We start from the raw sequence: 12,313 nt of genomic DNA on the forward strand, positions 1-12,313 counted from the left end.
GCCCAAGTCTCGGCTATGAGTCGGGCAGGCCTAATGGCCTGCCCACGTTGCAATTGTTAAGGAGGAACACGTATATGCCTACTGGAACGGTAAAGTGGTTCAACAGCACCAAGGGGTTTGGATTTATTCAGCCCGACAATGGCGGTCCGGATGTTTTCGTCCACATTTCGGCTGTCGAACGTGCGGGCCTCTCGACCCTCGCTGACGGCCAGAAGATCAACTATGAGATCGAGCAGGATCGCCGCACCGGCAAATCCTCCGCTGGCAGCCTCAGCAAAGCTGGTTGAAACGACCTGGCAAGAGTGGGCGCGTAGGTCCGGAGGTCCTCACGGCCGCTCGATAGGAGCGAGCAAAAACTGAGGGCAGCAGATTGCTGCAGGCGTCGCGAATTCCTCATGAAACAAAGTTGTTTGAAAGGAAGGCGGGGTTGGCCCCGCCTTTTTATATGACGCGCAGATTAAGCCGATGGCTGCAACGCTCCAGAACGAATCTCCATTGCCGAAATCAAGCCGCGACCTTCTTGCGGGTTCGCTTCGTCGGCGCCGGCTCCGGAGCTTCCGGCGCTTTCGGTTTGCGGCCGAGCCCCATCGTCTTGGCCAATGACGAGCGCGCCGCGGCGTAGTTCGGCGCGACCATGGGATAATCCGCCGGCAGGCCCCATTTGGCCCGATATCCATCCGGCGTCAGCCCATAGTGGGTCGACAGATGGCGCTTTAGCGATTTGAATTTCTTCCCGTCCTCAAGGGAGATGAGGTAGTCCGGTGTCACCGACTTCCTGATCGGGACTGCAGGCGTAAGGGCAACCGGCTCTTCTGCAGAGACACCTCGGGCCGTCCCTTTCAGAGCCGCGTGCACTTGGCCGATGAGGGCAGGGAGATCCCCCACCGGGATCGGATTGTTGGAGACATAGGCTGAGACGACATCGGCCGTGAGCTCGATGAGGGTGTCGATGTTTTTTTCGGCTTCTTCTGTCATGAAACTCTCCAGGCGGCGTGAAACACAGTCGGCGAAGCGTCGCTTCATAGTGGCGGTCTCCGCTGAAAGCAACCAAGGTCTCGACAGGATTATTGCCATGCTCGTCCAGCAGCGAGATCTATAGCGCAGTATCGCGCCGTCATGACCGTTGATGCGTTCCGTTGTTGGCGACCTGCCGCGGTGCTTGCGCATTTTCAGGCGCGTCTCGGCCGTAAGCTTTGCGCCAAAATGACCAGTAATCTCGAAACGAAGCGGGCTATTCTTCGCCATCCTCTCTTTGGCTGTGAAATCGGTGGCAGAGCAGTGGCCGCTTCCTGGTGGCGCGTGGAGGAACTATCAAGCGTTGATTCGCAATTGGTCGAAACGATGTAAATTCATCCGGTGAGCCGCTCTCGCAGCAGGATGTTAGGGATTGGCCCGCTGGTAAACCGAGGACATCACGCCGCTGCTTTGCTATTGAACCGCTATAGCTGTGACAACACATTCCGCAATGGTGGGCGGGTGTAGAGGAGGCGCCTTACGCAAACTAGCGGTTCAGCAGGTCGGGAGGAACGCATGAGCTCAGGGACTTTCAGGAGCCCACTTTTCGTAAGGCGTGCAGCGCACATCGTGCAAGAGATTGCCAGTCCTGCGGATGCTATCGATTTTCTCAACGAATGGCCAGAAGATGGCAGAGACCGGATCTACAAAGCCGCCCTCAGGGCGTGCTTTGATGCATACGACGGACGAAAACCTGCGAGCGCAGCGCGCAAGACCTTTTTCCGCTTTGCGAAACAGGTCGCCATATTGGAAGATGCAACCTCCGCGATGCAATGGCTCGCTGCCTGCATGTCGGGCAGTGGAAAAGCGCAAGTATAGGCGTCGCAGTCGTGTGTGAGGCTGGAGCGGGTACGCCGACGAGGTTATTGTATCGAGATTTCGCCGGCATCTGGAGCGTACTATAGCGGACAAACAACATTTTGCGCTATGGCGACGTCAATCATCTTGTTGTATTTGTAAATCAGCTTCTCGCGACAGGACTGCAACGCTTCCGGTGTGAGAATCACTGCGTGGGACTTGGTTCTCAAATTCATGATGGCAAATTACCGTGTAAAAATTGCACAGCAGTTGTCCCATTGAAGCAAGATGATAAACGAAGCCAAAATTGTGCTCCGTCGTCTGCCAATATTCGCTCTATGGAGGCCTACAAGCCAATTAAAACAGCTACTCGGGCGCCTCTGAAATTCGTGTAATTCTGCTCACCCCAAACGGCCCTCTACAGTCGAAATAAGATCGTCCCGCAAAGGTGCTACAAGACACTATCGCGGATCGATTTGGGCCAAGGTCGATCTGGCGAAGGCAGGCGGAAGTCGAGCAGGACCTGCTGCGGAACAGATAACCGGCCCCAAACCGAATCCGACACGGTGGCCCCGATTTCTTCATAGTTGAAGGCGCAGAGAGAACCGGAGCACGGCTCCGGCGCCGCCGCTTGCCGAGCAGCGATCCTCCGCCTCCCAAAATCCAATCGAGAAGAGCGTTCAATTCCGGGACGGTCCAAGCTCTGCCGCAAAAACAGGTGTCAGACCACCCGGTCCTCTCCCGCAACTGATCTAGCGCAGGGCGTTCATGAGCCGCATATCCCAGAGTGGCTGCGTGCACGACGCAGCGAGATCATTTATGAAAATCCTATTCAGTACGATGGCTGTCCCCTTGCTGACGGCCACCGCCTTTGCTGCGGATTCGATCCCCGCAGACCTCAGAGAAACGGCAATGGCCACTTTCAAGGCTTTGCCATCCACCACGCCGGCAGTCGCCAATAACCCGATCACCCCGGAGAAGATCGCTCTCGGCAAGGCACTGTTCTTCGATCCACGCGTCTCGGCGTCAGGCGTCTTGTCGTGCAACTCGTGCCACAACCTGGCCACCGGCGGCGACGACAATCAAGAAACCTCGATCGGCCATGGTTGGCAGAAGGGACCGCGCAACGCGCCGACTGTACTGAACGCTGTCTTCAACATCGCCCAGTTCTGGGATGGTCGTGCCGAAGACCTGAAGGCTCAGGCGAAGGGACCGGTCCAAGCCGGGATCGAAATGGCCAATACACCGGGCCAAGTCATCGCCACGCTCAAGTCCATGCCGCAATATGTCGAGTGGTTCGATGCAGCTTTTCCGGCTGAAGCCGATCGGGTCACCTTCGACAACCTCGCCAAGGCAATCGAAGCCTTCGAGGCGACACTGGTCACGCCGGCCCCCTTCGACAGCTTCCTGAATGGCGATGACGCCGCCATGACTTCCGAACAGAAACAGGGCCTGGCGCTTTTCATGGACAAAGGCTGCTCGTCCTGCCATGGCGGTATCAACGTTGGTGGGGAAGCCTATTACCCATTCGGCCTCGTGGAACAGCCCAGCGCCGAGGTCCTGCCGGAAAAAGACAAGGGCCGATTTGCGGTCACCAATACTGCCGACGATTCCTATGTTTTCCGCGTGGCGCCGCTGCGCAACGTTGCACTCACCGCGCCATACTTTCATTCGGGCAAGGTTTGGGATCTGAAACAGGCCGTTGCCATCATGGGAACCACCCAGCTTGGCGTGGTACTGGCGGACGAAGAAGTCGACCTGCTTGTTACCTTCCTCAACTCGCTGACCGGAAAGGCACCCGAGGTCGCCTATCCCATCTTACCCGCCGAAACGGCGACAACACCCCGGCCTACAACGCAGATCTTAGGAAAATAAACGGCCAGCTGACTGCGGAACATCGCAATTCACAATGATTGCGACTTTTACTGGACGAGACGAGTCGCGACGTCCATGAGAACGCAAATGGCTCGTTTCCAAAGTGCAGACACTGCTTCCGTCACCAGCTCGTTGCGATGGAATCATGTTTGGGATCTGGCGTGCGACATGCCAAGGAAGGCGTCTGACGCATGAGGCTCGCGCGCTGGCGATACCGCGCGGCGGCCGGCCATCGCGCTGGCGGCCGAATTGCCGCGCGCCGAAGTGATCGGCCCCCTTAGGGCGAAGGGGCAGCCACTCCGTCCTCCATGTCCAGCGATTCTTCGACTGCTTCCGGATTCCGGGCGATGGTCCAAAGGAGAGTATTGGCCGCTGCATCCGGTTTCGAGCGACCTTGCTCCCAGTTTCGAAGCGTTGCCAGATCGAGGCCATACCTCACGGAGAATGCCTCCTGAGAGAGCTTCGTGCGATCCCGGACTTCGCGAACACTTATCGGCCGCGGCGCATGAACCTTCGCGATCACGCCTGCGGACGACAGTTCATTCTTCAGTGCCAATAGGTCGTCGACGCAAGGAACCGTCACGAACGCCTTGCCGTGATCGACCATCTCCGTGAGTATCGCGTGGGCCGTCCTGAGCGGCAGCTGTCTCTTAACGAGAATCCGGGCAGCCTCAGGAGTATTCGCGCCGTGAAGAAAACTGAGGCTCAGTCGGACGGGAGAGCCTGACGACACCGGGACGACGTCCCGGGTTCGCACCCGTTGTCCGTACCGCTCCATGAATTTCGATTTAGTCGACATTAAGCTTCTCCGCGATCACTCGACCGAGCTTGCGCAATTTGGACCATCCCCACTGAAGGCATCGCGATAAAAGTACGCCAAACAACGCTAAGGGAGAACAAGCAGTGATCTGATTTCGTTCGACGCTCGTTTTCGAGAGCCATTCTGGGTCGTTCGCAATCAACTGTGTAGGCCAGCGGAGCGAGCAAGGAGCGCCAGATCCGGACAGGGCTGAGTGGGGTGTTTCTCCGAAAGGTGGGCCATGCCCTAAGGGACACGAGATGTAGTGGACTCGTCGATCCGCGCGGTTTCGATTCGCGCACCCGGGCACAACGCTGGGATAAGTCCCATCAGATGCTCTCCGGTGGCCGTCATCTGTTTAGCTGACATTGGGCCGAGGGCTTCCAGCACGAGCCACATGGCGCGGGTATCGACCGTGACCATGGTGCGCCGCCCCTGCCGCCAGTTCCAGCGGCGGCACGTGACACCGGCATCATCGCACCAGATGACTTCGCCCGGTTCGGGATGCTCGGTTACCATTTCACCTTGCTGGATCGTGTCGAATGGCTCCGCTCCCTTCGCAATTAAAAGTCTCGGGACCCCCTGGTAGAGATCGAGATCCTCCCCGCCAATCGGAACGCCATACAACACGCTGACGGCATTGTAGGCATCAACCAGTGGGGAAATCCGCGGGAGAGAGCCATCTTTCCGCACCCGCTTGAGAAGCGCGGCGGCCGAGCACGGCGTTCGATTGGCCTTTGTGCCGAAAGCCTCGTAGGCAACGGCCCAGGCCGCAAGACGCGCGTCCCTTTGGGCGTCATCGCGAAGCGCCGCCTGTTCCGCCGCCGCAATCGTGTCGTTCAACGCCTGTGCATCCGGCACGTCGATTTCAGCGTTCCGCACCACAATGCTGATCAGATGAAAATCCTGGTAGCGGGCCTTGATCTCGGGGGCAACCAATGGCGTGAAAGACATGGGATGCTCTTTTCTCATGGGGAGGCTTTGCGCTGGGGGTCGTTCGGGAAATGTTTGAAGAAAGGTGCTTGTCGAGCGTCCAGATCTTCTGGCATCGGCATGGTGCATGCCGCACCATGCGCTGGATAATTCCATCATTCGGCGGTGGACAAGGCCTGATAGAGATCGTCGATTATGTCTTGCGGGTGCTCGAGCCCACCTCGGCCGGCAACAAGCTACGCCTCCTCCAGATCCTCCATTTCATAGGAGGTAGCGGGCGCGATATGGATGTGAAGCAGCTTTCCTTGCCAGGTCATGCATCGCTTTCGGAAATTCGTCTCGCACGAAAATCTGCCGCCAAACTGGCCTGATCAACAGCACCAGTTGCATGACGTATTCCCAGTCCAGTTGGCTTTGCAACGAAATGCGGTTCAGCCCAAGGGTCGGTTTCCTCGCCAGCACGCCACGTCCCGCCGTTTTAGCCACCGTGTCCCGGCAACGCGTCTTGCACCTGCTTGACAACCGCTCGCAGGATCTCAACGCCCTTCTCGATTTGCCGAATGCTCAAGGCGGCATAGCCCATGACAAGCCCCACGCGATCGATGTGGCCTTCGTCCGATTGCCGCTCGTAAAGGGGCGAGATCAGGTGCAGCCCCAGGCCCGCGTCTCGGGCGGCTTCGACCAGGGTCGTTTCCCGCGATCGCGGCAGTTCGTCGAACCAAACGACGACGTGCAGACCGGCCTCTGCTCCCTGGACAGCGATGCGATCTCCGAAGCTGCGCCGCAAGGCGCCCAACAACGTCTCCCGCCGCTCGCCGTTCAGCCTGCGCACACGTCGCACATGGCTTTCGTAGCCGCCACTCTCGAACAAACAGGCCAGAGCCTCCTGTTCAGCCACCGGCGAATGCCGGTCCGCGAATTGTTTGGCGGTAGCGAAGACCTCCTGCAATTCCGTCGGGACGACGAGGTAGCCTATGCGCAGCATCGGCGAGAGCGTTTTGGAGATCGTGCCGAGGTAGATGACAGCCCCGTGGTCCTCGAGACTGTGCAGCGGAGGGACCGGATTGATGTCGTAGCGATATTCGCTGTCGTAGTCGTCCTCGATCACATAGGCGTTGTTGTGCCGCGCCCATTCCAGAAGCTGATGGCGGCGCGCGATCGGCATGACGCCGCCCAGCGGAAACTGATGCGATGGCGTGACATAGGCCAGTCGCGCCCCGATCCCCGCCAGCAACTCCGTCTTCATCCCGTCCTCGTCGACGGTGACGGGGATGGGCAAGGCACCCGTACTGGCAAAGACCTGACGCGCCATCCTGTAGCACGGGTCCTCGATGACGAAGCGGTCGGCACGATCGAGAAGCAGGCGAGCGCACAGATCGAGGCCCTGCTGCGAACCGTTGATGATGATGATCTGCTCGAGGTCGCAGCTCAGCGTTCGGGCGCGCCAGAGATAGCCCTGGAGCGCCTGGCGCAGCCGGCGCGAGCCGCGAGGGTCGTCATAGGCAAGACGCAACGGGCGCTGCCCCATCGCCTCGTTCATCGCACGTTTCCAGACCAATGCGGGGAAGTCTGACGGCGCCAGGTCGCCATAGCGGAAATCGACCTTCAGTCCAGTCGGCAGATAATCCGGCCAGGGCGGCGTGACGCGCAGTCGTTCGCCATAGGCGGACAGATGAACCGGGCCGACTCGTTTCGCGACAGTGCGGCTCGTCTCAGGACCGATCAGCGAGGATGCAACGCGGGGTCGTGCGCCTTGACGGACGTCGATGAAACCATCCGCAGCCAGTTGCTCATAGGCGACCGTCACCGTCGTTCGCGAAACCCCAAGGTCATTTGCGAGGCCTCGGGAGGACGGCAGCTGACTGCCGGTTTCGTAGACACTTCCGAGGATCTGCTCGCGAAGAGCCTCGTAGATCTGGCGTGCACCCATCGCGTGCGTGCGACCTGCAGAACCGGCACTTGAAGACTGGACCATTTCATTCATCGCCAACTGGATATTTCACATTGGCCAGTTTGCCGTCAATCTTTCGGAAACCCAAGAAAGATCTAGAGGCCGAATGACCCGTTCCTATCAATCCGAAACCGATGCTCTCACGCGGTCGCTCAACGACACCGGTCCCGGATTCGCCACTCGGGCGATCCATCATGGCTACGATCCGGCCGGCTTTTCCTATGCCGTTCAGCCGCCAGTCTTCTTGACCTCGACCTATGGATTCGAAAGCGTGGCAGCGAACGAGGCCGCCGCCGCGCTTGGCGGAAGGCTCTATGCGCGCGAATACAATCCGACGACGGAGATCCTCGAGCAACGGCTCGCCAATCTGGAAGGAGCCGAGGCAGGTTTGGTCGTTGCCTCGGGGATGGCGGCTTTCGGCACACTGATCTTGTCGCTCCTGTCCCAAGGCGATGAACTCATCGTCCACAAGACGCTTTATGCGAACACGCTTGCCATGGTCGAACAGGCGGTCCCCCGCTTCGGCATCAAGGTCGTCGCGGTCGACCTGTCCGATCCTCAAAATCTCGATGCCGCGATTACCGAGCGGACCCGGCTTGTTTTCTTCGAGACGCCGGTGAATCCGCTGAGCCGCATCCTCGACATCGCTGCCATTGCCGAGCGCGCCCACGCGCGCGGTGTAAAGGTTGCAGTCGACAGCACCTTCGCCTCCCCCGCGCTCCAGCGGCCGCTCGAACATGGGGCAGACCTCGTGCTCCACTCGCTGACCAAATACATCAATGGGCACGGCGATGCCCTTGGCGGGGCGATTCTCGGCGACGCGCAAACGCTCCGCACGCTGCACGAAACGGGCCTGCGCTACATCACCGGCGCAGCGCTCTCGCCCATGTCAGCCTTCCTGATCCTGCGCGGTCTGAAGACGCTCACGCTGCGCATGGAACGGCACAGCGCCACTGCCCTTGCGGTGGCTCAGGCGCTCGAGGCGCACCCGGCGGTGGCATGGGTGAGTTATCCCTTCCTCGACTCGCACCCTGATCAGGTGACGGCGCGAAAGCAGATGTCCCAAGGCTCGGGCATGTTGGCCTTTGGCCTCCACGCTGGGTTCGAGGGCGCGCGCCGGATGATGGACCGGCTCAACTTGATCACCCGGGCTGTCAGCCTCGGCGATGCCGACAGCCTCATCTATCATCCGGCAAGCCTGACCCGTGCTCGTCAGCCGATCCGCAAGGATGCGCATCTGGCCGATGGAGTCGGCGAGGACCTCATGCGTCTCTCGGTGGGTCTTGAAGACGCCGAGGACCTGATCGCCGACCTGCGGCGGGCTCTGGACGCCTTGTGATGACCTGTGGTCCGGCCAGTCCCGCGCTCGCGTACAAACCCGGAGCCTTGCCATGGCATTCCTGAGCGGCCTTTCCGCGTTTCCCATCACGCCCGCCGATCGTGACGGCCGCGTCGATACCGTTGCTCTGCGCAGGCTGATTGCTCGGCTTGGCGCCGCTCAGGTCGACTCCATCGGTCTTCTCGGCAGCACCGGCACCTACATGTATCTGTCGCGCGAGGAACGGCGACGGACGCTCGCCGAGACCTTGGACGAAATCGCCGGGCGAACGCCGGTCGTGGTGGGTGTGGGCGCGTTGCGCACCGATGAAGCAGTGAGGTTCGCGCAGGACGCCAAGGCCCTTGGAGTTGCCGCGGGGCTGCTTGCGGCCGCCTCCTACACCCCGCTCACTGAGGACGAGGTGTTCGAACATTTCTCGACGGTGGCGTGCGAGAGCGGCCTGCCGATCGTCGTCTACGACAATCCAGGAACGACGCATTTCCATTTCACCCCAGCACTCGTCAGCCGCCTGGCAAAGGTGGGTGGGATTGTCGCTATCAAAAATCCGACAGACAAGGGCGAAGCGATCAAGAGCCATCTGGCCGACCAGAGGCGCACTGTGCCGGAAGGGTTCTCGATCGGCTACAGCGGCGACTGGAACGCCGCAGAGGCCATGATCGCCGGCGCCGACACATGGTACAGCGTCCTCGCCGGCATCCTGCCCGAGGTCTGCGTGAAGATCGTCACGGCGGCGCAACAGGGCGATGCGGCCGAAGCGCGACGGATCGATGCCACGCTTGCGCCGCTCTGGAGACTCTTCAAGGAGTTCTCGAGCCTTCGCGTCGTCTATGCACTCGCCGAATTGCTCGACATTTGCCGTGCCGACCCCCCGCGTCCCATCCTGCCTCTGCCCTCAGCAGCGAAGCGCCAGATCGCCGCCGCGTTGGAACGCTTGCCATCGGATGTCAACCGGTGAACAGCGAACCCGGCGGCCAGTGAAGGAACCTGTCATGTATGTACCCGCGCATTTCGATGAACCGAGCCGAGAAGTCCTTTACGAACTGATCGAGAACAGCGCACTTGGCATGCTGATAACCCATGGCCGGAGCGGTCTCGACGCCAATCACATCCCCTTCGAACTCGACACGTCACAGGGAGAAAACGGTTCCCACGGCCCACATGCGGCAGCCGAGAACTCACCACATGGTGAGCAACCAGGAAACCTTCCGGCCTACACTTTCTCCCGGAGCGCGCGTGCTGCATCGACCATGTTCATGAGGGCAGGGCGGACCTCCTCCCATTTGCGTGTTTTGAGGCCACAGTCCGGGTTTACCCACAGTTGGGAATCCGACAGTCGCTCGCGGGCAAGCATGACGAGATCCGAAATCTCCCCGACTTCCGGGACACGTGGTGAGTGAATGTCGTAGACTCCGGGCCCGATTTCGTTCGGATATTTGGAGCTCGTGAAGGCGTCCAGCAGTTCCATTTTCGAGCGCGACGTCTCAATCGAAATTACATCCGCATCCATTTCGGCGATCGCGTCGATGATCTCGTTGAACGCCGAATAGCACATGTGGGTATGGATTTGAGTCGCGTCCTTTACACCCGTTGAGGCGATCCGGAAGCATTCGACAGCCCAGTCGAGATAGTCTTTCCAATCAGACTGGCGCAGTGGCAATCCTTCGCGAAACGCGGCCTCATCGATCTGGATCATCCTTGCGCCGGACCATTCGAGATCCCTCACTTCGTCGCGGATGGCAAGCGCGATCTGGCGGCAGGCTTCGGAGCGCGGTACGTCGTCGCGAACAAAAGACCAGTTGAGAATGGTCACTGGGCCTGTGAGCATTCCCTTCACAGGGTATTCCGTAAGCGACTGGGCGAATTGCCACCAGCGCAGCGTCATCGGATTGGGCCTCGATACGTCGCCGAAGATGATGGGGGGGCGCACGTAACGCGACCCATAGCTCTGCACCCAGGCATGCTGGGTGAAGGCGAAGCCGGACAGCTGCTCGCCGAAATGCTGTACCATGTCGTTTCGTTCGAACTCACCGTGCACCAGCACGTCCAGCCCGATCTCTTCCTGCCAGCGAATTGCAGCCTCGATCTCCTTCTTCAGGAAGGTCTCGTAGTCGACATAGCTCAGCTGGCCCTTCGCATGAGCGGCCCGCGCCCTGCGTACCTGCGGCGTCTGCGGGAAGGATCCGATGGTCGTCGTCGGGAACGGCGGCAGCCCGAGCGTGCCGGCCTGGACTCTGGAGCGCTCGGCAAAAGCGCTCTCTCGTCGCTTCATGCTGTCGTCAATGCTGGCGATCCGCCCCTCAACAAGCGGGTCATGGATCTTCGTGGATGTCACGCGGGTGGCGGCAGCCTCGGCAGACGCTTTCAACGCGCCTGCCACCGCATCCCTGCCTTGGGACAGGGCCCGGGCCAGCAACACCAACTCGTCGGTCTTCTGGGCCGCGAAGGCGAGCCACGACCTGATGTCCGCGTCGAGTTCCGTCTCCATGCGCAGGTCAATCGGCACATGCAGCATCGAGCAAGAAGGCGCGATCTCGACGCGGTCCAAGGGCCAGCCGGCGACGATCGGTTTGATGCGGTCGAGAATGGCGGGCAGGTTCGCACGCCAGACGTTGCGGCCATCGATCAAGCCAAGCGAGAGCACCAGATCCTTCGGTGCGAGCCGACCCACCGTTTCCAGCTGCTGGGGAGCGCGCACGAGATCAATATGCAGCCCGGCCAGGGGCAGAGAAACCGCGGTTTCGAGATTGTCTCCCAGCGGCCCGAAATAGGTAGCCAGCATGATCTTCAGCTCGGGCGCGGCTTTCGACAGCTGGCCATAGGCGAATTCGAACGCAGCTCGTTCGTTCGGGTTCAGATCGAGGACAAGCGCTGGCTCATCGATCTGCACCCAGTCGGCTCCCGACAGCTTCAGCCTCTGCAGGAGTTGCTCGTAGACGGGCAGCAGCCGCGGCAGGAGCGCGATGGGATCGAATCCCTCGGCAGGCGATTTCGCCAGCTTGAGGAAGGTGACCGGTCCAAGGATGACTGGGCGTGTGTGAATGCCGAGGGCTTTAGCCTCGAGGAAGTAATCAACCGGCTTCGTCGACGAAAGAGCGAACGTTTGATCATCGTTTAGTTCCGGCACAATGTAGTGATAGTTGGTGTCAAACCACTTGGTCATTTCCATCGCGGTTACACCAGGCCGATGAGCCGCATGCTGGTGACCACCGTGCCCACAATCCTCCGTCTGACCTTGGTTGCCGCGCGCCATAGCGAAGTAGATGTCGAGTGGGACCTCGCCGCCATTCCAGGCGTAACGAGACGGAAGGGCGCCGACCATGGCTGCGGTGTCGAGCACATGGTCGTAAAGCGAGAAGTCGTTCGACGGGATTTTCGACACGCCGCGATCGTGCTGCTCTTCCCAACTAGCGGCACGGAGCGCCTTCGCCGTCGTGAGAAGGTCGGCGGCGGAAGATTTTCCGGACCAGTAACTTTCAAGCGCGAACTTCAGTTCTCGCCGACGACCGAAGCGCGGCACGCCGAGCGTTGCTACAGGAATTTGCTGAGAGACAGTCATGCCATACCCCGATGGTTGGGGCGTCGGTGACAAGGAAGGCGCTAGCAG

At 60.2% G+C, this 12,313-nt stretch carries 10 protein-coding genes and 2 pseudogenes; 6 read left to right on the forward strand and 6 right to left on the reverse strand.

Annotated elements, in window-relative coordinates:
- Positions 1-74: 74 nt before the first annotated feature.
- Entirely contained in the window at positions 75-287 is a 213-nt protein-coding gene (locus NKJ73_RS30480) for a cold-shock protein (RefSeq protein ID WP_023679670.1), read from the forward strand.
- Between the two features lie 217 nt (positions 288-504).
- Here NKJ73_RS30480 and NKJ73_RS30485 read toward each other — a convergent pair whose 3' ends face one another.
- A complete protein-coding gene (locus NKJ73_RS30485) occupies positions 505-975 on the reverse strand; it encodes a Ros/MucR family transcriptional regulator (protein WP_352572123.1) in 471 nt (156 codons plus the stop codon).
- Positions 976-1,584: 609 nt separating this feature from the next.
- On the opposite strand from NKJ73_RS30485, the gene NKJ73_RS30490 reads away from it, so the two are divergent.
- Entirely contained in the window at positions 1,585-1,833 is a 249-nt protein-coding gene (locus NKJ73_RS30490; protein ID WP_502897003.1) for a DUF982 domain-containing protein, read from the forward strand.
- Positions 1,834-2,631: 798 nt separating this feature from the next.
- Positions 2,632-3,687, forward strand: a complete 1,056-nt coding sequence (locus NKJ73_RS30495; RefSeq protein ID WP_352572148.1) for a cytochrome-c peroxidase — start codon at positions 2,632-2,634, stop codon at positions 3,685-3,687.
- A 277-nt stretch (positions 3,688-3,964) separates the two neighbouring features.
- Here the strand turns inward: NKJ73_RS30495 and NKJ73_RS30500 are convergent, their stop codons facing one another.
- The 4 genes and pseudogenes from NKJ73_RS30500 to pdxR all read right to left on the reverse strand — a co-directional run bounded on the left by NKJ73_RS30500 (position 3,965) and on the right by pdxR (position 7,394).
- Positions 3,965-4,486, reverse strand: coding sequence for a helix-turn-helix domain-containing protein (locus tag NKJ73_RS30500; RefSeq protein WP_352468280.1), 522 nt, complete (start codon positions 4,484-4,486; stop codon positions 3,965-3,967).
- Positions 4,487-4,732: 246 nt separating this feature from the next.
- On the reverse strand, positions 4,733-5,440 hold the full coding sequence (locus NKJ73_RS30505; protein WP_352572125.1) for a B3/B4 domain-containing protein: 708 nt from the start codon (positions 5,438-5,440) through the stop codon (positions 4,733-4,735).
- Positions 5,441-5,658: 218 nt separating this feature from the next.
- Positions 5,659-5,736: pseudogene (locus tag NKJ73_RS30510) on the reverse strand (MOSC domain-containing protein); the annotation flags it as partial.
- Positions 5,737-5,897: 161 nt separating this feature from the next.
- Positions 5,898-7,394: a MocR-like pyridoxine biosynthesis transcription factor PdxR gene (pdxR, locus tag NKJ73_RS30515; RefSeq protein ID WP_502899063.1), complete on the reverse strand. Its 1,497-nt coding sequence runs from the start codon at positions 7,392-7,394 to the stop codon at positions 5,898-5,900.
- Between the two features lie 82 nt (positions 7,395-7,476).
- Here pdxR and NKJ73_RS30520 point away from each other — a divergent pair, with 82 nt between their 5' ends.
- The 3 genes and pseudogenes from NKJ73_RS30520 to NKJ73_RS30530 form a co-directional block, all read left to right on the forward strand.
- Positions 7,477-8,709: a trans-sulfuration enzyme family protein gene (locus tag NKJ73_RS30520; RefSeq protein ID WP_352572126.1), complete on the forward strand. Its 1,233-nt coding sequence runs from the start codon at positions 7,477-7,479 to the stop codon at positions 8,707-8,709.
- Between the two features lie 52 nt (positions 8,710-8,761).
- Positions 8,762-9,664 (forward strand): dihydrodipicolinate synthase family protein, encoded by a 903-nt coding sequence (locus tag NKJ73_RS30525; RefSeq protein ID WP_352572127.1) that lies wholly within the window; start codon positions 8,762-8,764, stop codon positions 9,662-9,664.
- A gap of 34 nt (positions 9,665-9,698) precedes the next feature.
- Positions 9,699-9,875 (forward strand): annotated as a pseudogene (locus tag NKJ73_RS30530) (FMN-binding negative transcriptional regulator); the annotation flags it as partial.
- 44 nt (positions 9,876-9,919) lie between these two features.
- Here the strand turns inward: NKJ73_RS30530 and metE are convergent.
- Positions 9,920-12,265, reverse strand: a complete 2,346-nt coding sequence (gene metE, locus NKJ73_RS30535; RefSeq protein WP_352572128.1) for a 5-methyltetrahydropteroyltriglutamate--homocysteine S-methyltransferase — start codon at positions 12,263-12,265, stop codon at positions 9,920-9,922.
- Between the last annotated feature and the right edge of the window lie 48 nt (positions 12,266-12,313).

The sequence above is a fragment of the Mesorhizobium sp. M0074 genome, from assembly GCF_040322975.1.
Taxonomy (GTDB): Bacteria; Pseudomonadota; Alphaproteobacteria; order Rhizobiales; family Rhizobiaceae; genus Mesorhizobium.

What these genes read in the sequence shown, in the direction of transcription:
- NKJ73_RS30480 (WP_023679670.1), top strand. Translation starts at nt 75, where the DNA reads ATGCCTACTGGAACGGTAAAGTGGTTCAACAGCACCAAGGGGTTTGGA.
- NKJ73_RS30485 (WP_352572123.1), bottom strand. Translation starts at nt 975, where the DNA reads ATGACAGAAGAAGCCGAAAAAAACATCGACACCCTCATCGAGCTCACG.
- NKJ73_RS30495 (WP_352572148.1), top strand. Translation starts at nt 2,632, where the DNA reads ATGAAAATCCTATTCAGTACGATGGCTGTCCCCTTGCTGACGGCCACC.
- NKJ73_RS30500 (WP_352468280.1), bottom strand. Translation starts at nt 4,486, where the DNA reads ATGTCGACTAAATCGAAATTCATGGAGCGGTACGGACAACGGGTGCGA.
- NKJ73_RS30505 (WP_352572125.1), bottom strand. Translation starts at nt 5,440, where the DNA reads ATGTCTTTCACGCCATTGGTTGCCCCCGAGATCAAGGCCCGCTACCAG.
- pdxR (WP_502899063.1), bottom strand. Translation starts at nt 7,394, where the DNA reads ATGGTCCAGTCTTCAAGTGCCGGTTCTGCAGGTCGCACGCACGCGATG.
- NKJ73_RS30520 (WP_352572126.1), top strand. Translation starts at nt 7,477, where the DNA reads ATGACCCGTTCCTATCAATCCGAAACCGATGCTCTCACGCGGTCGCTC.
- NKJ73_RS30525 (WP_352572127.1), top strand. Translation starts at nt 8,762, where the DNA reads ATGGCATTCCTGAGCGGCCTTTCCGCGTTTCCCATCACGCCCGCCGAT.
- metE (WP_352572128.1), bottom strand. Translation starts at nt 12,265, where the DNA reads ATGACTGTCTCTCAGCAAATTCCTGTAGCAACGCTCGGCGTGCCGCGC.